At 35.7% G+C, this 23,804-nt stretch carries 17 protein-coding genes and 2 pseudogenes; 16 read left to right on the plus strand and 3 right to left on the minus strand.

What is annotated here, in order from left to right; genetic code table 11:
* Positions 1 to 38: 38 nt before the first annotated feature.
* The 11 genes from CALHY_RS04185 to CALHY_RS04235 all read left to right on the plus strand — a co-directional run bounded on the left by CALHY_RS04185 (position 39) and on the right by CALHY_RS04235 (position 17,794).
* The gene (locus tag CALHY_RS04185; protein ID WP_013402760.1) at positions 39 to 1,454 is read left to right on the plus strand and encodes a coproporphyrinogen III oxidase; all 1,416 of its coding nucleotides are present in this window, start codon (positions 39 to 41) and stop codon (positions 1,452 to 1,454) included.
* Positions 1,447 to 2,373, plus strand: coding sequence for a radical SAM protein (locus tag CALHY_RS04190; RefSeq protein ID WP_013402761.1), 927 nt, complete (start codon positions 1,447 to 1,449; stop codon positions 2,371 to 2,373). The genes CALHY_RS04185 and CALHY_RS04190 overlap by 8 nt, the downstream gene beginning before the upstream one ends.
* A gap of 27 nt (positions 2,374 to 2,400) precedes the next feature.
* Positions 2,401 to 3,558 carry a non-hydrolyzing UDP-N-acetylglucosamine 2-epimerase gene (gene wecB, locus CALHY_RS04195; RefSeq protein WP_013402762.1) on the plus strand — a complete coding sequence of 386 codons (1,158 nt, stop codon included), beginning with the start codon at positions 2,401 to 2,403 and terminating at the stop codon, positions 3,556 to 3,558.
* A gap of 85 nt (positions 3,559 to 3,643) precedes the next feature.
* Positions 3,644 to 7,441, plus strand: a complete 3,798-nt coding sequence (locus CALHY_RS04200) for a fibronectin type III domain-containing protein (RefSeq protein WP_013402763.1) — start codon at positions 3,644 to 3,646, stop codon at positions 7,439 to 7,441.
* 19 nt (positions 7,442 to 7,460) lie between these two features.
* Positions 7,461 to 11,069 (plus strand): fibronectin type III domain-containing protein, encoded by a 3,609-nt coding sequence (locus tag CALHY_RS04205; protein WP_013402764.1) that lies wholly within the window; start codon positions 7,461 to 7,463, stop codon positions 11,067 to 11,069.
* Positions 11,070 to 11,101: 32 nt separating this feature from the next.
* Positions 11,102 to 11,935, plus strand: coding sequence for an S-layer homology domain-containing protein (locus CALHY_RS04210; RefSeq protein ID WP_013402765.1), 834 nt, complete (start codon positions 11,102 to 11,104; stop codon positions 11,933 to 11,935).
* A gap of 101 nt (positions 11,936 to 12,036) precedes the next feature.
* Positions 12,037 to 12,837, plus strand: coding sequence for an ABC transporter substrate-binding protein (locus tag CALHY_RS04215; protein WP_013402766.1), 801 nt, complete (start codon positions 12,037 to 12,039; stop codon positions 12,835 to 12,837).
* A 17-nt stretch (positions 12,838 to 12,854) separates the two neighbouring features.
* A complete protein-coding gene (locus CALHY_RS04220; protein WP_013402767.1) occupies positions 12,855 to 13,517 on the plus strand; it encodes an amino acid ABC transporter permease in 663 nt (220 codons plus the stop codon).
* On the plus strand, positions 13,504 to 14,289 hold the full coding sequence (gene ehuA / locus CALHY_RS04225; protein WP_013402768.1) for an ectoine/hydroxyectoine ABC transporter ATP-binding protein EhuA: 786 nt from the start codon (positions 13,504 to 13,506) through the stop codon (positions 14,287 to 14,289). The genes CALHY_RS04220 and ehuA overlap by 14 nt, the downstream gene beginning before the upstream one ends.
* 120 nt (positions 14,290 to 14,409) lie before the next feature.
* Entirely contained in the window at positions 14,410 to 15,315 is a 906-nt protein-coding gene (locus CALHY_RS04230) for a DMT family transporter (RefSeq protein ID WP_013402769.1), read from the plus strand.
* Between the two features lie 10 nt (positions 15,316 to 15,325).
* Complete coding sequence (locus CALHY_RS04235; protein ID WP_013402770.1) at positions 15,326 to 17,794, plus strand: MBL fold metallo-hydrolase; 2,469 nt, start codon at positions 15,326 to 15,328, stop codon at positions 17,792 to 17,794.
* A 181-nt stretch (positions 17,795 to 17,975) separates the two neighbouring features.
* Here the strand turns inward: CALHY_RS04235 and arsB are convergent, their stop codons facing one another.
* The 3 genes from arsB to CALHY_RS04250 are packed head-to-tail and all read right to left on the minus strand — an operon-like array spanning position 17,976 to position 19,811.
* On the minus strand, positions 17,976 to 19,022 hold the full coding sequence (arsB, locus tag CALHY_RS04240; protein WP_013402771.1) for an ACR3 family arsenite efflux transporter: 1,047 nt from the start codon (positions 19,020 to 19,022) through the stop codon (positions 17,976 to 17,978).
* Between the two features lie 2 nt (positions 19,023 to 19,024).
* The gene (locus CALHY_RS04245; protein ID WP_013402772.1) at positions 19,025 to 19,438 is read right to left on the minus strand and encodes an arsenate reductase ArsC; all 414 of its coding nucleotides are present in this window, start codon (positions 19,436 to 19,438) and stop codon (positions 19,025 to 19,027) included.
* 1 nt (position 19,439) lies between these two features.
* On the minus strand, positions 19,440 to 19,811 hold the full coding sequence (locus CALHY_RS04250) for an ArsR/SmtB family transcription factor (protein WP_013402773.1): 372 nt from the start codon (positions 19,809 to 19,811) through the stop codon (positions 19,440 to 19,442).
* Between the two features lie 90 nt (positions 19,812 to 19,901).
* Between CALHY_RS04250 and CALHY_RS13860 the strand changes: the two are divergent.
* The 5 genes and pseudogenes from CALHY_RS13860 to CALHY_RS04270 all read left to right on the plus strand — a co-directional run.
* Positions 19,902 to 19,997 (plus strand): annotated as a pseudogene (locus CALHY_RS13860) (Uma2 family endonuclease); the annotation flags it as partial.
* 632 nt (positions 19,998 to 20,629) lie between these two features.
* Complete coding sequence (locus tag CALHY_RS04255; protein WP_013402774.1) at positions 20,630 to 21,040, plus strand: PIN domain-containing protein; 411 nt, start codon at positions 20,630 to 20,632, stop codon at positions 21,038 to 21,040.
* A gap of 405 nt (positions 21,041 to 21,445) precedes the next feature.
* Positions 21,446 to 21,886 (plus strand): DUF6978 family protein, encoded by a 441-nt coding sequence (locus CALHY_RS04260; RefSeq protein ID WP_238524582.1) that lies wholly within the window; start codon positions 21,446 to 21,448, stop codon positions 21,884 to 21,886.
* Positions 21,887 to 22,660, plus strand: coding sequence for a DUF1829 domain-containing protein (locus CALHY_RS04265; RefSeq protein WP_013402776.1), 774 nt, complete (start codon positions 21,887 to 21,889; stop codon positions 22,658 to 22,660). It abuts the gene before it with no gap.
* 346 nt (positions 22,661 to 23,006) lie between these two features.
* Positions 23,007 to 23,681, plus strand: a pseudogene (locus CALHY_RS04270) (IS256 family transposase); the annotation flags it as partial.
* Positions 23,682 to 23,804: the final 123 nt, after the last annotated feature.

Here is a 23,804-nt window from a genome sequence, read left to right on the forward strand (position 1 = left end):
AGACTAAATATATCTTTGCAAAAGGGGTAGAGCACAGTTTGAGAATAACATATTTTTCAAACAGCCAAAAGTTTTTGTATGATTTTCAACACATAATAAGAGCATTCTATCCAGGTGTGCAGGTAAAGTTTGGTCATGGTGGAGACATTCATTTTGAGGCGTATTTTGAAGAAATGAAAGTGTTTTTAAAACTCCAAACGCAGGATAAAACCATTCAAAAAGATTTTATGCTTGTGTGTGATGAACACGAGTCAAAAAGGATATTTGGTAGGAACCTTTATGACCTTTTAAAACAAGAAACAAAAAGAGAGCTTCCCTGGGGGATTTTAACAGGAATAAGACCCACAAAGATTGTGTACCCTTTGCTTGAGCAGGGGCTAAACGACGAGCAAATTTATAACTTCCTGCAAAAAGAATATTATATCTCTGATAAGAAATCAAAACTTCTTTTAAAGATTGCAAAGAATGAAATGAACATTTTAAGTAAACTTGAGCCTTCTTCGGCTTGTTTGTACATAGGTATTCCAATATGCCCTACCAGGTGTCTTTACTGTTCTTTTTCCTGCCACGAGATGACAAGGCAGGTAAAAAGTTTAATAGGAATGTATACAGATAGCCTCATTTGTGAATTTGAAAAGACATATCAAAAGATAGAGGAAAACAAAAACAGAATTGTTGCAGTCTATTTTGGCGGTGGAAGTCCTGCAGTGTTGGGCATAGAGAATATAAAAAAGATTTTCACAAATCTATTTGAGAATCTTGAAAAAGACTATATTCGAGAGATCACATTTGAGGCAGGAAGACCCGATACAATTGACGAAAAACTTTTGCAATATCTAGCAGAGATTAACCAAGATTTGAATGTCAGGCTTTGTATAAACCCTCAAACTTCGAACGACAACACTTTGAAGATAATAGGTAGAAACCACACGTTTGAGGACATAAAAAGGGCATTTGCGCAAGCTTACGAATATGGATTTAAAAATATAAACAGTGATGTGATATTAGGGCTTCCTGGTGAGGGTGAGAATGATTATAAAAAGACAATTGAGGATGTTTTAAAGCTTTTTCCTGCTTCAATTACCATTCACACACTTTCCATAAAAAGGGCAAGCCTTTTGAGATTCAAATGGAATGAATATGAGTTTATGGATGAGGAGACTGTAAATAGCCTTCTTGATTGGACACAATATATCTTGGAGGAGCACGGCTACATTCCATACTACATGTACAGGCAGAAAAATATGATAGGAAACTTTGAAAATGTTGGATACTGCAAAAGAGGGTTTGAAGGGCTTTACAATGTGATGATAATGCAGGAAAAGCACAATATCTATGCATGTGGTGCAAAAGCTGTATCAAAGTTTGTGTATGAAGGCGACAGGATTGAAAGGGTTTTTAATCCTGCTGACATAAAGCTCTACATTTCAAGGATACTGAATGTTGATGTTTGAAAAGGGGTGGGGCTTTTTGCTTTCCCAACAGCTTTTAAAAAGCTGCAGCATATGTCCGCGGGAGTGCAGGGTAAATCGGATTGAGGGCGAGACTGGTTTTTGCAAAATTGCAGGTGGTATAAAGGTGTCAAAAGCCTTTTTGCATTTCTGGGAAGAACCATGTATCTCGGGCAAAAACGGGTCTGGCACAGTATTTTTTTCTGGGTGCAATATGGGATGCGTGTTTTGCCAAAATTATGAAATAAGCCAGATGAGGTTTGGAGTGTTCATAGATGTAAATAAACTTGCTACTATCTTTTTGAACCTTCAGTCAAAAGGTGCTCACAATATAAACCTTGTGACGCCAACCATTTATGTTCCATATATAATTGAGGCAATTGACATTGCAAGGGGAAAGGGTCTTAGAATTCCCATTGTGTACAACACATCTTCGTATGAAAAACCAGAGACCATAGAGCTCTTGAGAGGATATGTGGATATATTTTTGCCAGACCTTAAATATTTTGATGATGAAATTGCCAAAAAATATTCCAATGCTCCGCGGTATTTTGAATTTGCATCAAAGTCAATATTAAAAATGTTTGAACTTGTTGGAGATGTTGTAACAGAAAATGGTATAATGAAAAAAGGTGTTATAATTCGCCATTTGGTACTTCCAATGCACACAAATGATTCTATAAAGGTTTTGAGCTGGATAAGAGACAATTTAAAAGGCAAAGTTATGCTGAGTCTTATGAGCCAGTATTATCCTATGTACAGATCAAAGGAATTCAAAGAAATTTCAAGAAGAATTACAACAAGAGAATATCAAAAGGTTGTAAACTTTGTGCTGGAAAATGGTCTTGACTATGGGTACATTCAGGACAAAGAAGCGGCAACAGACAAATACACCCCCGATTTTGACTTAGAAGGCATATGAAAATTACAAGAGAGGATGGGCTTCTAAATGATAAAGACACTCATTGTATTTGGAACAAGACCTGAGGCAATAAAGATGGCACCGCTTGTGAAGGAACTACAGAAAGATTCTCACTTTGATGTTAAAGTATGTGTCACAGCACAGCACAGACAGATGCTTGACCAGGTACTTGAGATTTTTGATATAAAGCCTGATTATGACCTTGACATAATGAAATACAACCAAAGCTTATTTTCTATAACTTCTGATGTGCTTTTGAGATTTGAAAAGGTTTTGGAGAAAGAAAGACCAGACATTGTGCTTGTCCATGGCGACACAACAACCACATTTGCAGCAGCACTCGCAAGTTTTTATTTTAAAACAAAGATTGGACACGTTGAGGCGGGTTTAAGAACATACAACAAATATTCACCTTTTCCAGAAGAGATGAACAGAAAGCTCACGGCAGCGCTGTGTGACCTTCATTTTGCGCCCACAAAAAGGGCGAAGTTAAATTTGATGGCAGAAGGTGTAAAAGAAGAAACCATCTTTGTGACAGGTAACACTGTGATTGATACACTTAAATTTACTGTGAAAGAAGATTATGTGTTTAAGGAAGATAGTCTAAACAATATAGATTTTTCAAAGAGGATAATTCTTCTCACTGCTCATAGGAGAGAAAATTTTGGAAAACCGCTTGAGAATATTTTTGAGGCTGTCCTGAAGATTGCAAATGAGTTTGACGATGTAGTTTTTGTATACCCTGTACATCTAAATCCAAATGTCAAGGATGTTGCGTACAGGATTTTAAAAGACCATCTAAGGATAAAACTGATAAACCCAATTGACGTTGATGATATGCACAACCTCATTGCAAGAAGCTATTTGGTTTTAACAGACTCTGGTGGGCTTCAGGAAGAAGCACCGTCTTTGGGGAAACCTGTTGTTGTTCTGCGCGACACAACAGAAAGACCAGAAGCTGTTTTAGCAAAGACAGTTATGGTTGCAGGGACACAGAAAGAAAGGATAGCCCAGATTGTTACAAAACTTTTAACAGATGAGGAAGAGTATCTTCAGATGGCAAGGGCTGTGAACCCTTACGGCGATGGAGAGGCTTCAAGGAGAATAAAAGAGGCGCTTTTATATCATTTTGGGGAAAGCAGCAAAGAGCCTGATGAGTTTCGTGGGAGCGACTTGTACGTGTGAAAATGTGCTTTAAAAATGTCATTCTGTTGCCGATTATATCTTTGAAAAGCCCAAATTTTAAGTGCATTTTAAGGTGGGATAAAAAATGTTTAAAAACATAAAAAGAATGGCTTCTATTGTAATTTTGATTTCATTTTTATTTTCCAATTTTAACCTTCAATTATTTTCACAAACCCTTTCAACCTCTTTGAATATAACCGTGCAAAGAGATAATAGTGGAGTTTATAAAATAACAAGAAATTCTATTTCTATAATATGGAATACCATTGAAGATGCAGTACAATATGAAGTCTACGCAGCGTCTTCAAATTCCCAGGTAGATTTTCAAACGGTAACCCAGAATACATACTGCGATATAACAGGGCTCAAAAGCGCGACAGTGTATAAAATAACTATAAATGCTATAGGCAATGATAACCAAATTATAACCTCACAATCAATTTATGTTATAACAGAGTTTAAGCTTTATGCTCAGCCAGAACCAGACCCGGAAAAAGAAGAGGATGTTCCACTTGGCTCTGGTGGAGAACATCCAAGACTTTTAATAACCTTTAACAAAATCAATGTATCGGATGATTTTCAACCAGACATTGGTTTTAGGGGTTACAACGTTTTTGTAGGAAAAAGCCAAACAGCATCAGATGCTAATCAGTATTATGTTGATAGTAGTACAAATGAGATTTACAAGTATCAAAAGGAAAACAATATTACAATTCCTATAAAGCTTTATAAAGACGGTGTTCAGCAGTTTGCGCAGGAAATCAACCAAACAGTAAGTATGACAGTGTATGACAAGTATGATGGAATTGACACATTTGAACTTGTGCCAGGTACGATGTATTACATCCTTATGAACCCGAAAATGGATAGTACAAAAGTGATTTACAAGCCTCTTACAAACATTGCATGTCCAACGCTTATACAGGTCAGTGCTGCAAAGATAGGTGAGATAGAAAAAGATGGAAAGACTTTGGCTTTAGTGAGAGTGCAATGGCGTGGTGTTGACCCTGGAAACTACAAACAGGATGAGATAAAGTATCGGGCATATTATGCGACAAGCGCGAATGAGCTTCCGAGGGACAATCTTCCACCACAAAACATATTTGCAACAACCTCATATAACCAGAACGAAGCATACATTCCCGGTCTTTCTATGACGACAAAGTACTATTACATAAGAGTAGAAGCCGTTTTTGCAGATGGCACCAGAATTCCTTCTGCGCTTATAAAGGTTTCTGTGACAGAGCTTGGTGATATCCCACCAACACCTAAAAACTGCAGAGCTGAAACTATTTCGCAGACAGAAATAGAGGTTTCGTTCGACAAACCCGTTTCAGACGACTCAAGTTATGTATATCAGATTTGGATTTCAACAGAATATAAAGATGTCCTTGACTCAAGTGGAAATCCTACTGTGTACAAGCTTGTTTACAGTACTTCTTCGTATAATCCAAACACAGATGGTCTTTTGCCAAGTGATTTAATTTTAGATGGCACAAGGTATAGATATAAAATATCAAATCTTCTACCGAACACTGTTTATTATTTCAAGATTAGAGTAATAAACACTGCTAACCAGAAAAAATCTGACTTTTCGCTTGTATTTGTTGGGACAACAAAACCTGTTGCCGTTTTAAACGTGCCGCCTGTGGATGACAATTTTGTAAGACAGATTGTGACTTCTGAGACAGGTATAAGGATTTATGTGTATCAGGACGACCTGCTCTCAAAAGTTAATCAGGCTGTAGTGGATTATGTGTCGCAATCAGCTTACTTTTCTGGAAACTTGACAGTTTCTGAAAAGGTATACTATCAGGTATATGTTTGTGAGTCATCTTGGGATGAAAAGAATGTAAAGATTTACTTTGAGCTGCCATCTGAAAGTATATCTAATTATATTGATATATCAAATCTTAAAAACAATACTCCTTACTATATAAGATTTAAAGTAAGAGTTTATCTTGACAAAGACTATCTTTCAGAATTTAGCAAGGCATATGTTGCTTTGACAAAACCTCAACAGGTGCCACCTACTATTTCACAGCCAGAGATACCTAAAAATTTCATGATTGCACCTGAGGATGATGCAGTAACACAGACCTCTGTGAAGCTCAGATGGGATACAAAACCGGGTCAGTCATATGTCATTTTGCAAACTTCAAGAGCGTTAGAGAGCAATAACCTCAGCATAGATGAGGTCAAGGATTACTTTGTCAAAATGCTCAGGCAAAAGGTTGAAATCTACAGGCAGGTATCTGATTCAACTTTTGTAGTCGAGCAGGTTGTGTATGACGTATATTCGCAAAATTCTCCTGTTGGTGCAAAGATATATATTGATGTCACAACTCCGGTGACATTTAAAAACCTTGCTCCGAACACACTATACTATTTTTCTATAAAAGCTATAGAAAATGGCAAAGAGTCGCTTTGGGGAAGCATTGCCGTGACAACATCATCAATTGAAAAGCCTGAAAATTTGATGGTAATATCAAGAGATTCGAGTGGTCATGGACTTACAATTCAATGGAACGGCAATCCAAATTATGGTTATCAGATTTTTGTAAGACAAGAAAATAGCACTGTGTACAGTTTGGTATATTCTGGTTCAATTTCGCCAGCTTCTATAGTGTCATCAAAAATTGCTGTATATAAATATTACATTGGGAATTTAAGTTCGAATACCTTGTACTACATCAGAGTAAGAAGCATTCATATTCCGACTGGGAAGGTTTCAATTTTTGCAGAGGTTTTAGCGCGAACAGTTTTTAACCAGAGCGACTTTGAAAATCAGCAGCAAAAGCTCAAAGAAGAAGAACAAAACAGAATAAGGGATATACAAAATCAGAAACAGGTTGCTATTGTACTTGAAAATAGCTCTGATAAGTATTATCTTTACATCAATGACCAGAACGCTTTGGATGAGATACAGCGTACAAATTCGAACGAGTTTGTCATAGACTTTACAAAAGCTCTTTACTCTTCTGCTAAAGGGCAGGTTTTGTTCTCATACAAGGTAGCAGATGCACTTGAGAAGTTACAGAAGAGTTTTGTTTTGAAATACAAAAGTAGTATGTTAAAACTTCCACCGGGTGCTTTGAATGTTTCTGAGGTTGAGAATATTTCAAAAAGATATGGAATTGACAAAGGATTGGTGATGATATTAATAGAACTTTCCTCAGCTTCTGTTTTGCCACCTTCATATGGTTATGATATTGACTCTGATGTGATAACATTGAAGGTAACTGCCAGGTATTATCTAAATGATGAACTGGTTGTATCAAGCTTTGCAAAACCTGTGAATATTACATTGAAGCTTGCAAGCTTGGCTGGTCAGGCAAGCCAAACAAGGGCTGTATATGACTTTTCGAGCAGCAGCTTTGTAACCAGTTTTTCAATTGACAGTCTTTCAAACAGTATAACCTTTAGTGTTGAAAAGCCTGGCACATTTGGAGTGCTTAAAACTCAGACTGTGTCAAGTTACACTCTTAGCAAGTACAAAGATGATATTGTGTATATAGCTCAAAAATACAACTTAAATGAACTTTACAGTGACTTTAATAAAAGTCTTTCTCAGGATTATGCATCTAAACTTATAACAAGAGTGTTTGGTATTGATACTGAAAAGGTCAGAAGCGGAAATCTGACAAGGCAAGAAGCAATATATATCTTGGCAATGGTGTATGAACAGAAGACATCATCTTCGATTGACAATGTTCTTATTACAAAGTCAACAAGCTTTGCTCCCGATGGAAGGTACAAAATGTTTATCCTTAGCATGATGTCACTCGGGATTGTAGATAGCGATTTGGACCCTTATGAGACAATAAAGCTTGATGAGTTTGTTCACTATATAGTTAATCTTGAAAAGATTTTAAAATATTAAAAAATGGGTGAGTGACAAGATGAAATCCATCGCAAGTAAAATAGTTTCGATTTTCCTTTTAATATCTTTTTTGATTGCTTTGGTTCCCCAAAATCTAATAGCACAGCCTGCAATTGTTCTTCCTGCACCTCAGAGTTTGAATATAACACTTGAAAATAATCTTCCGCGGATGGAAGTAGCTCAAGATGGGACTATAACCCTTTATTTTTCGTGGCAGTACAGCTATTCTGACTTTGACTACTTCGAGCTATATCTTGGTGATGACCCTACAAGATTTCCTTATGGATATACCATATACAAAAACGACCCAAACCTTACAGTTTCAAACGGGAGCTATACCTATAAGGTTCAAAGTCTGCCAAACGGACAAAAGATTCCAAGCGGCACAATTTTTTATGCCAAGGTAAGAAGCGTGAGAGTTTTGCAGGAGCAAACAGGAAGTGTTGTTTATTACTCTTCATATTCAAACACTATTGTGTTTTTAACACCTATCTTTGTTGAATGTTATACAAATGCTGAAGATGCTATTGATATAGTGTGGGACGATGTTTACTATTCTGGCAAGAGAATAGATTATGACATATATGTGTCAAAGGACATAAGCTTTACAACTCCAACGAAGTATCAGATTGATGGTGACAGGATAACTTTACTTCAGAGCCAAAAACCAGGTGGAAGAGTTGAAATTCTGCCGGGCAGAAAACTCAAATACACAGCAGCTGGACTTTCACCAAGCAGTCTTTACTATGTAAAAGTTTTGCCGAGAAATTTGCCGCAAGAGGTAATCTGGCGTGACCCGCAAACATACACACCACCAAATATTAAGGTAATTGGTGAGGCGGCAACATACATTCAGGCAGAGGCTCAGAGAATTGCTGACAATGTTGTGTGGCTCAGGTGGGCAAAAGTGTCAATTGCTGAAAACGAGTATGAGATTTACAAAGGTAGCAAAGATCAGATACCCACTTTAATTGGTACAGTTTCGGCGAACGAGTTTTTTGCTGTTGTAAGCATAACAGACGATGTGTTTTTCAGAATACAGGTTGATGTTTTTGATAGTTTCGGAAGAAAAGTTTCTATCAGATCAAAAGACCTTTATGTTCATCCATATACACTACCTTTTGCACCACCTGCGGCAGAAAATTTAACAGCTTTTCCTAAGTCTCAAGATACAATCTCTTTGCGATTCAAAATACCAACAGACAAAGAGGTTGTGTACGATTTTTATTACAAAAAATATTCGGATAACAATGCTGATTTTATTTCTTTTGTATCCAATTATCAGATGAAAAGTTCTGATGAGGAAAAGGACGAGAACAATCTTCCAACAGGATATTACAGGTTTGACATCACAGGTCTTGAAAAAAATACTGTTTATGTTTTGAAGGTTGTTGTGAAAAAAAAGTTTTACGATTATGAACAGGGGACATACATTTACAAAGAATCAACCCCTGCTTTGACAATATCGTATACCTTATCTGGGGACATAACGCCACCAACCACTCCGACACTTTTGTCTGTTGTTTATACAACTTACGATTCTGTAGTTTTGTCATGGCAGCCTATAACTATTGCAGGTGTCCAGCCACCGACGGTGGACAGAAGCATCTTCTATGAGGTCAACTTTGCAGTGTACCAGGATGGAATGGATATAACTAATCCAGAAAATCTTGACACAGCAAGTTTTCAAAAAATAATACTTTCTGACTATCAGATAGATCAATCAGGCAAGGTAGTTTTCAGAGTAAGTAATCTCCTGCCAAATACAAGGTATGTATTTTTTGTTAGATCAATGAGAAAGATTGACAGTAGTATTTATTATTCATTACCATCTAATGTTGTAATGGCAACAACGCTAATAAAGTATGAAGTGCCGCTGCCTTCTTCAGTTCCAGTTGTTGAAAACTTGAGCGTTGTGACAACAACGTATAACTCTGCCCTGCTTTCATGGAGCTACATAGAGAATGTGTATTTTGAAATTCAGGTATCAGAAGACATTAAAAACGCAAATGCATGGCAGGTTGCATCTGACAGTTTTAAGCCGCCTATAAAAGAGGTTGATTATACCACCGGCCTTTGTTATTTCACAGTCCAGAATCTAAAACCTGATACGCTCTACTATTTTAGGGTTAGGGCATATATCATCAAAGACAATCAGAAAGTGTATTCAGAGTTTAGCAGTCCTGTTTTTGGCAGGACACAAAAGGTTCCTCCACCGAAAACTCCAGTAGCTTTTGGTATAAAAGACTATGGGAAAGACTACGCCATTTTTGTTTGGGAGATGGCCGAGACAGGGAGAAGATATGTCATAGAGATAGCTGACAATATTTCATTTTCAAACTCCCAGAAGTACACGACCGACACAGATGCAACTGAATATAAAGTAACGGGCTTGAAACCCAACACAAGGTACTGGGCAAGACTTTTTGCTATAGCTTCTGATGGTCAGCTATCCCAGTCGACAGAAATTATCTCTTTTGTTACCAAAAAGGATGTAAGCGAGTATACAGGTGTGTTTGATTCTGTCCAGGACACAACTCTGCCATTTATAACAGTAGAAGACCCTGCAACTGGCAAGATGATAATAGAGATTACCTATAGATATGTCAATGAGTCTTTGGACTCAAAGCCTGTTTCAATTGACTTTACAAAGAGAACAAACCAATCTATTTACCAATTTGTGATAAAAATGAGATACGATGTTTTAAAAGCACTTGTTAAGCTCAATAAAGATTGTATTGTCACTTTAGATGGAGCATCTTCGCAGTTTAGTTTCACTGCCATCGACAGTAGCGACATAAATAAACTGACAGTGTCTGGTGTATCACCATCAAGTATCTATAGTGAACTAACATTTATAAAAGCATCTGACAAATATAATGTGAAAGATGCTGTCTCTGAAGTGTATGATATCAGATACACAGCTTCAAGCTTGACAAAGCAGGTAGGAATATCATATTTTCCAATGCCAATTAAAATTTCACTTGTAAACAGGGAACCATGGTCAGTCGCAATACCATATGTTTTTGATTTGACCTCTCTTTCTTGGAAAGAGCCAGATGGTGTTGAGTTTGCAAGTGACAACAAAAGTGTGACTTTTAATTTGCAAACGCCTCAGGCAACTGTAATTGTAAGAAAAAGCTTTTACAAGGACATAATTTCAAGTAGCTACGCAACAAAGCTTTACAATCTTTTTAAGACTATTCCCAGCGATGATACAAGCGATACAATAGGGATAAAAAGCGCTGTGTCAAAACAGGAGCTTGCCTCTTTTTTGGTATATTTTGCAGAGAAGAAAAGACTCTACAGGTTTGAGATAATTGACGATTATGTTAAAAAAGCGTACAAATCAGGGCTAATTGAAAATACCCAGGACAATTCTATTCTCACAAAAGAAGCCGCTGTAGATATGATGGTAAAGTTTTATGAGATTTACACTGGCAATGAAATCTCAGCAGACAATGTTGCATGGACAAAACTTTCTGCCGACGACAAATACATTTTATCATTGAAAAAAGCGTACAAGATGGGCTGGCTTTTTGACTATGTTACGTTCAATCCTAAAGAAACAGCAACAAGAGAATATGTTTTAGCCTTTTTCTATCACGTTGTTACAAGCATGCAATAAAAATGTTGTGGACAAGAAGGTGATAAAACAAGATGAAAGGTTTTCAAAAAACTCTTATTTGTTTGATATTGGCAGTAGTTTTATTATGGCAACCAAAGGTGTTTGCAGCAGATGTGTTTTGCAAGGTTGAATACTACTTTAATGGTACGAATAATATGCGAATTGTACTATATTCAAAGACAAATAAGAGCTACTATGTAAAGGGATTTACAAGAGATTCAGACAGACAACTGACAGTTTATTTTTCTGACAAAAAAACTTTTTCGTCTGAGTCAAATTCAGTTTTGATTCCACAGAGCATGTTTATCCTGCCAGTTAGAGTAATTCTTATGCCTTCAGATGGTTCTTTGCTGTTTAGTGATATTAGAAATTCGCCGTACAAAGACCACATTCTTTTTCTTGCAAGCATGGGAAAGATTGATGGGTATAAAGATGGCACTTTCAAGCCAAAAAACAATGTAACCCGTCAGGAGTTTGTAAAGCTTTTTGTAAATGTATTTGATATAAAAATAGAAAAGAACATCAAAAAGTATTCTTTTTCAGACATTCAAAACTGCTGGGCAAAATCTGAGATAGAAACCCTTTATAAGATGGGAATTATCACAGGGATAAAAGATAAACAAAATAGATTAGTTTTCAAGCCGAACGATGGGGTCACTTATGAGCAGGCATTTGCAATTTTGGCAAGGTATCTTAAACTTAAGTCTACCTCAAAAAATAATTATAAGTCATGGGCAAACCAGTATATAAATGCTTTTGTGGACAATCGACTGATAAGTCCAAACGAGGTAAAAGGTTTAAAGTTAAATAGTTTTGCAACAAGAGAGTGGATTGCATATATTTTGAGCAAGGCTGTATTTAAATAGAAACAGTAATTTTGCTTAATTTTGATATTGATAAAATTCAAAATGGGTGTATAATTATTAAGGTATGTTTATAAATTAAATCAACGAAAGGGGATATATAAATGTATAAGAAGGCCATAGCGTTGGTTTTACTAATAGCACTTTTTATTCCGTTTTTAAGCGGATGCTCATCAAATGAGAAAAACATGACAACCTTAGAGAAGATAAAGAAGACTAAAGAGTTTGTGGTTGGCATGGACAACACGTTCCCACCAATGGAGTTTACTGATGATAACAACAACACAGTGGGGTTTGACGTGGATTTAGCAAATGAGATAGCTAAAAAGCTTGGTGCGAAGCTAAAGATTGTTGCGGTTGACTGGAGCGGAATCCAGAGCGCTTTAAAGTCTAAAAAGTTTGATGCTATTATTTCATGCTTTAGTATCACAGATGAGAGAAAGAAAGCTTTCAATTTAGCAGGACCATATCTTTACATCCGTCAGGTTATTGCTGTGAAAAAGGGTGATAACTCAATCAAAAGTTTTGAAGATTTAAAAGGGATAAAGATAGGCGTTCAAGCAAACACAACAGGTGACAGTGCTGTTCAAAAGATGAAGTTTATAAACTATGAAAAAGATGTCACACGATATGAAAGGATAACTGATGCTTTCAACGACCTTGACATTGGAAGAATAAAAGCAGTTGTGATAGACAGTGTTGTTGCTTACTACTATAAAAAACAAAATCCTGAAAAGTTTGATATAGCACCTGCTCAGCTCGAAAGAGAGCCTGTGGGAATAGCTCTAAGAAAAGAGGACAAGGACCTGTACAATGAAATTCAAAAGATTTTAGACCAGTTAGAGAAGGACGGAACTATTGCAAAAATATCTGAAAAATGGTTTGGTGAAGACATTACAAAGTAAAATAGAGGTGGCATGAGTTGACAGACAATGTCATAATAAAATACTTTCCTGTTCTTTTGAAAGCAAGCGTTGTTACAATTGAACTTACTGCGATTGCAGTTACAATCGGGCTTGTGTTTGGACTTGTTGCAGCTCTTTTTAGAATTTCGAAAATAAAAGTTTTGAATTATATTGGCAGCTTTTATGTATGGCTTTTTAGAGGAACACCACTGCTTTTGCAAATATTCTTTATTTACTATGGTCTTCCCAAAATTGTGCCTGCTCTGACACTGCCAGCATTTTTGGCAGGTGCAATTGCTCTTATAATTAACTCAGGTGCATACACTGCAGAGATAATAAGGGCAGCAATTCTGTCAATTGACAAAGGGCAGTACGAAGCAGCAAAGGCTCTTGGAATGACATACCTTCAGACCATGAGATATGTAATTGTTCCTCAAACGTACAAGAGATTGATACCACCAATTGGCAATGAGTTTATTGCGCTTTTGAAAGACTCTTCACTGGTATCAACAATAGGAATGGTTGAGCTTATGCGCGCTGCACAATTAAAAGCGTCTGCAACAGGAAGGGATGCAGAGATTTATATAGCTGCACTTGTGATATATTTGGCTCTTACCACAGTTTTTTCTACAATATTCAATTGGCTTGAAAAGAGGCTGGGAAAGTATGAGCAACAGTAATGGTAAGAACAATAGAAAAATAATAATTGCAAAAAACATTGTTAAATATTTCGGGCACAATCTTGTGCTGGACAAGGTGTCCTTAGAGGTAAACAGAGGAGAAGTTGTGGTTATAATAGGTCCGTCTGGATCTGGCAAAAGCACTTTCTTGCGCTGCCTTAACCATTTAGAGAGAATCAATTCAGGGTATATTGAAATTGACGGATTTGTTATTGAAGACAAAGGGTTTCACGAAAAGCATAAAAAACATAGCTCAAAAGAGATAGCAAGATTTTGTTCACAAATAGGTATGGTATTTCAAAGGTTTAATCTTTTTCCTCACATGACTGCACTTGAGAATGTGATAGTTGGACCTGTTGTTGTGAATAAAATGAAAAAAGAAGAGGCAGTGGAGCTTGGAATGGAGCTTCTTGAGAAGGTAGGGCTCAAAGACAAGGCAAATTCATACCCTGCACAGCTTTCTGGTGGACAGCAGCAAAGAGTTGCAATTGCCAGAGCTTTGGCTATGAAACCTAAAGTGATGCTGTTTGATGAGCCGACATCTGCGCTTGACCCTGAACTTGTGGGTGAGGTTTTGAACGTCATGAAAGAGCTCGCAGAGGAAGGTATGACAATGCTTGTTGTGACTCATGAGATGGGATTTGCGAGAGAGGTTGCAGACAGGGTTGTGTTTATGGACAAGGGGAAGATTGTGGAGGAAGGGCTGCCTGAAGAGATTTTCACAAATCCAAAGCAAGAGAGGACAAGACAGTTTTTGCAAAAGATACTATGATTGTGGTAAGATTAAAAAGTGTATATTTGAGAGCAAGCATAAGAGGGCTGTCTTTTGGGTTTTAATGGCAGCCCTTTTTAGCTGCCAGAAAAGATTTTTATACAGAAAGGAAGAAAAAACTTGAGTGGGAAACGAAAGATTTTAGCAGATGCCGTTTTGCTTTTTGTTACAATGGTATGGGGAAGTTCGTTTGTACTCATGAAAAACACAGTTTTAGATATGAACCCAGTGGCATTTTTGGCTGTCAGATTTACTCTTGCCTGGCTGATAGTTTTAGTAATATTCTGGAAAAATCTAAGAGGGTTGAAATTAAGGGAAGTTCTTTATGGTAGTATCATTGGATTTTTTCTATTTAGTGGGATGCTATTGCAGGTTATAGGACTAAAATATACATATGCATCAAAATCAGCTTTTATAACTGGGCTGACTGTCATCTTGGTTCCTGTATTTGTAGCTCTGATTGAGAGAAAGATACCCAAAATTAATGTTACTGCCGGTGTAGTGTTGGCTTTTGCTGGGCTTTGGCTTTTAAGTGGTGCAAAACTTTCAAATTTTAATTTTGGTGATTTTCTTACCCTTCTTGCTGACCTTGGGTTTGTGTTTCAAATTATCTTTATTGACATATTCACGGCAAAAGATAATATAAATACAATAAACATTGCAATTTTTCAGCTGATGAGCGCAGCATTTTTATATGTGATGGTTTCAATGATCTTTGGTATTAATATCATGAATGTTAAAATAAATCTTACAGCCATTATTACTATTTTGATAACAGGTATTTTAGGGACAGCATTGGCATTTACTGCTCAAGTTTTTGTCCAGAAATACACAACACCCACTCATACAGCACTCATTTTTTCTGCTGAGCCTGTTTTTGGTGCAATTTTTTCTGCCATAATACCGTCTGGGCCAAACAACACAACTGAGATTTTACCTTTGATTTCTTATGTGGGATGTGGTTTAATTTTAATTGGGATGATTGTAGCTGAGCTGAATTTTGATAAAAATCTTGATATGGAGTGAAGCTTTAAAGATGGAGATTGTATTTCTTGGCGGAGCCAAAGAAGTTGGCGCATCGTGCGTTTTAATAAAGGCTTGCAACAAAAATATACTTATTGACTCTGGTATAAGAATGAAAGAAGACAAACTCCCAAACTTGCAGCTTCTTCGCGAGCTTGGCGGTGTTGATGTTTGTCTTATTTCGCATGCTCACCTTGACCATATAGGAAGCCTTCCTCTTATTGCAAGAGAATATCCTCAAATTTTCTTTTATGCAAATCAGCCAACCAAGGATTTAATAAAAGTGCTTTTGTATGATAGCTTGAGAATAATGGAGATTGCAGAAGATGAAATACCCATCTATGCCGAGAAAAATGTAGAAGATTTGCTTGATAGAACCCTTACCTATGGATTTAACTACACATTTGAACCCATTGAAGGGATTAAGGTGACATTTTTCTCGGCAGGCCATATCCTTGGTGCTTCCATGATATTTATTCAGACTCAAGAAGGTAGCATACTTTACACAGGCGACTTTTCGGCAGACAAACAGCTGACTGTCGATAAAGCCTCAGTTCCAAAAATTAGGCCTGATATTGTCATATGCGAGTCAACCTACGGTGACAGGCTTCACACAAACAGAAGTTTTGAAGAGGAGAGGCTTTTTAACACAGTAGCAGAGGTTATATCTCAAGGTGGCAAGGTTTTAATTCCTGCCTTTGCAATTGGAAGAGCTCAGGAGATTATTCTTATCCTCAGAAACTATATGAAAAAAAGAAAGGTCAGTTTCAATGTGTTTATTGATGGAATGGTAAGAGAAGTTATAAGAGTTTATAGGAACAATCCAACTTATTTGTCTTCACGGTATTACAAGAGAGTGTTAAAAGGAGAAGAAATATTTTTAGCAGATAATATAAATGTTGTATCTGATAAAAAACAGAGAGAAGAAATAATTTCTTCTTCAGACCCATGTGTCATAATCTCAAGCTCTGGTATGCTCACAGGCGGACCTTCTGTCTTTTATGCAGAAAAGATTGTACAAAGTCAAAATGCGCTGATTGCAATAACAGGGTATCAGGACGAAGAAGCGCCCGGAAGAAAACTTTTAGAGCTTGCAGAACTGCCTGAAAACGAAAGAAAGATTGATCTAAATGGCAAAGAATATGAAGTAAAGTGCAGGGTTGAAAAGTATGGGCTTTCGGCACATAGCGACAGAGATAGAATACTTGGATTTTTGGCAACGCTCAGACCAAGGACGGTCATTTTTGCACATGGCAGTGAAGATGCAATTTCGCAAATTTCGGATATGGCAGTAAAGGAGCTTGAATCAAATATAATTGTTCCACAAAATGGTGAGATAAATTCAATTTCAATTGAAAAGCCAAGAAAGCAGTTATCATTTTTTAATGTCAAAAAACTAAACAATCAAGAACTTTTAAATGAAGAGAACTTGAAACTTTTGTGGCAGTACCTTGTAGAGAATAAACAAGAGTCAAATCACATAACTGCTGAACATGCCATTTTGATTTGGAATGGGAAAGAATTTTTAGAAAAAGATGAAGTAAACAGGGTATTTGAACTTTTAAAAGAGTCGGTTTATTTTGAACAAAACCCCAGAAAACCTTACCTGTTTAGGATTTTATCAGCCCAAGAGGTTGAAGAAAGGTTAAAGCCAAAGCCTATGGAGCAGAACAGAATGCGAGAGCTTGCATTTGAAATGTTTGCAGAATTTGGACTATACAAGGTTGGTATGGACATTGAAAACAAGGTGGTTATATTTTATTTTCATTTCCCGCAGGTTGCAAAAAAGCTTGAAGAAAAAATAAAGGAATTTGAAAAATTGACACTCTGGAAAGTTGACATAAATCCCAATATTAATCTGACGTATGCTTCAGAATATGTTAAAAATCTTCTCAAAGATTATAACGTTAAGGTTTTGAAATTTTCATATAATCCTGTAATAAATGCTATTGTTATAAGAATAAAAGAAGATTTTGAGAAAATGAAAAGCATATCTGAAAAATTTTTAGAGGAAACTGGGATAAGTCTAATATTTGATGTGGAGGGTAAAAATCAAGAAGAAAAGGTAGATTTGCAAAAGCCCAGGATGGAGCAGAACAAAGCACTTCTTTTGATTGACCTCTATTTTGAAAGTGAGAAGGATAAAGTCTACAAAAAAAGCATCAAAGAAGGTGGAAAATATATAGAACTTTCGTTTGTGACACCTTTTGTGGGTGAGAGGTATAAAGACAAGATTGAGGAACTCTCAGAGAAAACCGGATGGGATATAAAAGTGTCTCAGTCAATAAATCAGGTTGAGATGATAAACATATTAAAAGAGATATTGTCAAAATATAAAGTAGAGATTCAAAAAAATCCCAGTATTTATCCTTCAACAAGAGAGGTAAAGATAAAACTAAGTGAAGGGGTACAGGAAGAAATTTTGAAAAAAATATCAGATGAATTTTTTGAAAGGACGGGATTCTATTTAAATTTTAAGTGATAAAAAATAAGCAACAAAAAATAAGACTGTTAGTTTTTATTCTAATTTAAAGTTAATACCCTCTGTTTAGCGTGACCAAAAAGCCAATTCCTGCTTACTGCGGGAATTGGCAACAATTTTAAAAATTTACTTTTTGACTCTTTTTCAATTTTTCAATAAAAATTTTTTATACCATTTTTTCTTAATAACCATAAAGTTTCTTTTTTAAAAACAGAGCAACGTTTACCAAAAGAAGCATAACGGGAACCTCAATCAGAGGACCAATAACTGTTGCAAAGGCCTCACCTGAACCCAATCCAAAGGTTGCAACAGCAACTGCAATTGCAAGTTCAAAGTCGTTGCTTGCTGCTGTCAGACCAACAGTTGCACTCTCAGGATAAGGATATTTTCTTTTATATGATGTAAAGAATGTTATCAAAAACATTATAACAAAATACAACGAAAGTGGTATTGCAATCCTCAACACATGAAGTGGCAAAGTGACAATGTATTTTCCTTTTAACGAGAACATCACAATGACTGTGAAAAGCAGTGCTACCAAGGTTATTGGACTTATCTTGGGCACAAAATTCTTTTCGTACCATTCTCTGCCTTTTTTCCTGACAAGTAAAATCCTTGTCAATACCCCCGCTATAAAAGGAATGCCAAGGTAAATAAACACCGAAATTGCTATTTCTTTCATTGAAATATGCAGAGCAATTGCAGATGTGCTTATTCCAAAAAGTGGAGGAAGTATCTTTATAAACACATATGCAAGTACTGAATAAGTGAGAACCTGCCAGATTGCGTTGAGAGCAACGAGCCCCGCAACAAAATCTCTATCACCATCTGCAAGGTCATTCCACACAAGAACCATCGCAATGCATCGAGCCAAACCTACCAATATTACTCCTATCATATAATGCGGATAATCTCTCAAAAGCAAGATGGCAAGCAAAAACATGACAACAGGTCCTATAAACCAGTTGTATAAAATTGCAATTCCAAAAGGTTTTTTACCTGCTTTTGTCTTTCCTATCTCTTCATATCTTACTTTTGCAAGAGGAGGATACATCATCAGAATTAACCCAATAGCAATTGGAATTGATGTTGTTCCAATGCTAAGCCTATTTAGCACATTTGCAAAGTTTGGGAAAAAGTACCCTATCAGAACACCTACAATCATAGCAAGCAAAATCCAAACTGTCAAAAATCTGTCTAAAAACGACAAGCCTTTTTTCTGCTCCATTTTTATTTTTCCTCCCCATAATATTCTTTTTTAATTCTTTCAAGAAGCTCTAAAACCTTTTTTTCTATTTCATCTCTTACTTTTCTAAATTCTTCAATGGGTTTTCCTGCTGGGTCAGGTAGCCCCCAATCCTCTTTGACCTTGCATGGGATAAACGGGCACTCAACACCACATCCCATTGTGATTAAAAAGTCTACCTCTTTTGGAATGTCAAATATTGTCTTTGGGAAATGTGAAGATATATCAATTCCAGCCTCTTTCATGACTTCAATGGCAAGCGGGTTTACCTCTTTTGCGATATCTGTTCCTGCACTGTATACTTCAATCAAATCTTTTCCATAGTGTTTGGCAAAACCTTCTGCCATCTGGCTTCGACATGAATTGCCAACACATACAAAAGCAACTCTTGGTTTCATTTTAAATATCACTCCTTTGCACTTTTGTTAAAACATGCTCACACTCTTCACCTTTTTCTTTCAACTCTTTTAACCGAATTAAATCATCTTTAAAAATCTCTTGTTGAGAAAACTTTTCCTTTAGAAATTCAATTAACTTTTCATTTTCTTGTAAGAACCTGTCGTTCATACTGTAATATATCCACTGCGATTTTTTTGAAGCTGATAAAATACCAGCCACTTTCAATTTGTTTAGATGTCTTGAAGTGTTGGACTGTGTTGTGCCAAGTATTCTTTCTATGTCACAAACACAAAGACTTTGCTGTAAAAGCAGATTGATTATTCGCAGTCTGCATTCATCACCAAGAATTTTTAAGATTTCAGCTAAGTTCATAATTACCCCTTCATTCTATGATTATATTCAACTACACTCATATATAATACAAGATTGACACTTTTTTGTCAATAGAGTTAAAATAAAAATATTAATGGCGTTATTTACGATGTGAACCCTGCACCTTCAAGAGTGCACCAAGAAATTGTTATAGAGCTTGCAACAATGATAAAAAATTTTCTCAAATTCTTATAATAATCAGTTCAAACAACCAATGAAGAAAATAATTCTGGAAGCTATTGCAGAGTAAACGAGCTTGTAGAATACAATAAGGTTCCCTAATTTTATGTTCTGGAGGTTTAAAAAGGGTACAGATGACGTGAATTATGCAGAACCCATGAAAACTTTTGTAAGTTGGTTGTATGTTTGGGGGTTGTGCAAAGGTTTTATAAAAAATTGGTTATTTTTATGGCTGAACTTTTTGTTGGTGAACCCTATTTTCTTGTTATATAGTTATTCATTATTCAGCATTCAATGAACAATGTACCTACTCATTGAGATTTTAACTTCATGGATTATAATAAACTCAGAACAATTTGGTAGAGAGATGTTTTAGGTGATACAGGCAACGTCAAAGATTACTGGAAGAGTCAGGTATAACTGCCAGCTTAGATATGGAAAATTATTGGTGGGGAGATAGGAAACACCGTACTTTTTCACGATGCAGGACGATGGCAAAGTTGTAATTGAAGTAATAAGAAGAGAAAACTATCAGAGCTTGGCGGGTCTTTGAAGTCATCAGTTGCGTTCACGTATTTGGAACATGAAGCAAATAGTACAAAAGAGATCTGGGAAAAAAGAGTGAAAGGGCCACAATAATGGAAAAAGTTTGGGTTGATACAAATGTTATTTTGAGATATCTTTTGCAAGACCACCAGGAGTTTTTTCAGAAGTCTCAAAAGATTATGCTTGAGGCGGAGCAAGGGAAGTTAAAACTGCTTGTTGCACCAATTACAATTGCGAAGGTTGTATGGACTCTTGAATCGTTTTATAAGGTACCAAGGAAGGAGATAGCTGATATTCTAAGTGCTTTCATATGTTCTGATGGTATTGAAGCAGAAGAAGGTGATGTTGTTCTTTTTGCACTTAAAAGCTACAAAGAGAGCAATGTTGATTTCATTGATGCATATCTTTCTCATCACATGGCAAAGTTGAGGAACAACAAAATATTCACTTTTGATAAGAAACATTTTTCAAGACTTGATATGGAAATTTTGAATACAGATTAGGAATAGTGAAAATAGTATCCATAGAACCAACCTCAGCACCCTTAAATAAAATTGCTGATTTCTTTTTAGTAAACATATATTATCTGCTATGCAGGACTGATATGCGCTCTTCTGAAAAGTAAGACACAAAAAACTGTCAACTGCAAACTCCATCAGATGCAAACAAAGAAACTGCCTCTGACGATATAAAAGAGTTGTTGCTGCTGGTTCAAAATCTTCAGGAGGAAGATTTGAAGCTATTAAAGCAAATAGCAAGAAGGCTAAGTAGGTAGACAGGAATTTTAGGCGCAGAACACGATTAACGAATTGTTAAAACTTTTATTTGGCAAGCAAAGAATTTATAGAAAATGTGAGAAGATTAGTGTATAATCTTGAGTAATGGTATTAGTTTTAGGAGGAATTATTTTGCTTGAACAGGAGTTAGCTAATTACTTGATTCAAACCAAAAAAGCAATCCTTGAAAAACAAATTGTTTTTCCTATGGTAGATAGTTCGTTAACTTTAAACGTAGTTTGTTTAGATAATATTTCGGAAAGACTATTAATAGATATTAATAGAAAGGGTACGTTTAAACTAACACGTTGTACATACAACGAAAGATATCAGACAGTTATAACCTTAGTAAGATTGGATATTGATACAAAACCTCACAGGAACCCAGATGGAACAGTTATTGGACCTAACCACATACATATATACAAAGAAGGATATGGAGATAAGTGGGCTTATCCATTAGAGGACTTTAAGTGTTTCAAAAATCCTAAAGACCTAATACAAACATTTGTAGATTTTTGTAGATTTTGCAATATCGTAGAAATTCCTACCGTTCAGGCGGTGATGACATAGATGAGTGAAGTGTTAGAAGCAAAATTTTTTATCGATTCTTATTTAAAATGGTTAAAAGAGAATACTGATATAAAAAAATTAGAGAATAATGTTTTTGAACTGACTACTCCCTTTCTTGACAGACACAACGACTATATCCAAATTTATGTGATAAAAGAAGGTGACAAACTGACCTTGACCGACGGTGGATATACGCTAAATGATTTAGCCATGTCAGGAATGGAAATGAACACAGAAAGAAGGAAACAAATTCTAAAAACTATTTTAAATGGCTTTGGTATTAGTCTAGAAAAGGAAGCGTTGGTAGTTAAGTGCGATTTAAAGACTTTTCCTTTGTACAAGCATAACTTAATACAGGCAATATTAGCAATCAATGATATGTTCATGTTGTCGCGCCAGAATGTAATGTCGATATTTTTAGAAGATGTAGAGAATTTTCTAAAAGCAAATGATATTAGGTATGTCCCAGGTTTTAGCTTAATTGGAAAAAGTGGTTTTAATTATAGATTTGATTTTGTTATACCATATTCTAAAAATGCTCCGGAGAGGTTTATAAAAGCTGTAAATAATCCTACCAAAGATATTACAAAGTCAATAATATTTGCATGGAATGATACAAAGGTAACACGAACTGGTGAAACAAAATTGTATACAATCTTAAACGATGAAGACAACGATGTTTCATCAGATATAATAAGAGCTTTTTTAGAGTATGAGATAACACCTATAAAATGGACAGAAAGAAAGAAGTATATAGATGAGTTAGCAGCATAACTTAGTGTAAAATATTTATAGGATTTGAGATAGAAAAATAGCTCCCTCCTCTTGGTAGAAAAGAAAGAATGATATAAAATAATGTGGTGAAAATACAAAAAACTAAAAGGAAAACGGACCAAATGAGGGAGCAAAATAATTGATAATATTATAGCAAAGATAGAGAAACTTTCAAATATGTTTGGAGAAGGCATAGTGGAGATAGCAAGTTATAAGAAAGATATAGCGAAGTATTCAATGGAATTGAAGAGACGAGACTATAAATAATTTTGTGTAAAGTATAAGGACCTCCTTCTTGGTAAGAATCAGAATATAAACAAAAATATCCAAGAGGGAGGTTTTTGTTATGGAAAATGTTTTAACAAAAGAACAATTGCTTGAGTTCATAAGGAAAAATAACATCCAGAGTGTAAGTGACATTTATGAAAGCTTGAAGGATCTATTCAAAGACTTACTCCAAAGTTTTTTAGAAGCAGAGATTGAAGAAAGTTTAGGCTATGAAAAATATGATGTCAAAAATAAAAAAACAACAAATTCACGAAATGGTTATAGTCAAAAAACTGTCAAAACTAAGTTTGGTGAAATGGAACTTGATATTCCAAGAGATAGAGAAGGTGAATTTGAACCCAAGAAAATTCCTAAGTACAAAAGAGATATTTCAGAGATTGAAGACAAAATCATAGCCCTGTATTCAAGAGGAATGACAACACGAGACATTCATGAGCAAATTAAAGATATTTATGGTATTGAAGTATCTAGCGAAATGGTTAGCAAAATTACAGAGAAAATTATCCCTGAGATAAGAGAATGGCAAAATAGACCATTGGAAAAGATGTATCCGTTTATTTTCATGGACGCGATCCATTACAAGATAAAAGATGAGGGTAAAATTGTGAATAAAGCTGCCTATGTTGTTTTAGGTATTAACATTGAAGGATATAAGGATGTTTTAGGAATATGGATTGGAGAAAGTGAAAGCTCTAAATTCTGGTTGGGTGTTTTAAATGACTTGAAAACAAGACCAGCTAATTAAAGTCAAGAGTTTTTTAAAAAATTTTTGATAACATTTTATGGTAGAAAATTCTTTTAAAAGGGTATAAGAAAGTAAGCCATCCATTAGAAGTTGACATAACATATGGAGGCT

Origin of the sequence: Caldicellulosiruptor hydrothermalis 108 (genome assembly GCF_000166355.1) — a bacterium.
In the GTDB taxonomy this organism is placed as follows: Bacteria; Bacillota; Thermoanaerobacteria; order Caldicellulosiruptorales; family Caldicellulosiruptoraceae; genus Caldicellulosiruptor; species Caldicellulosiruptor hydrothermalis.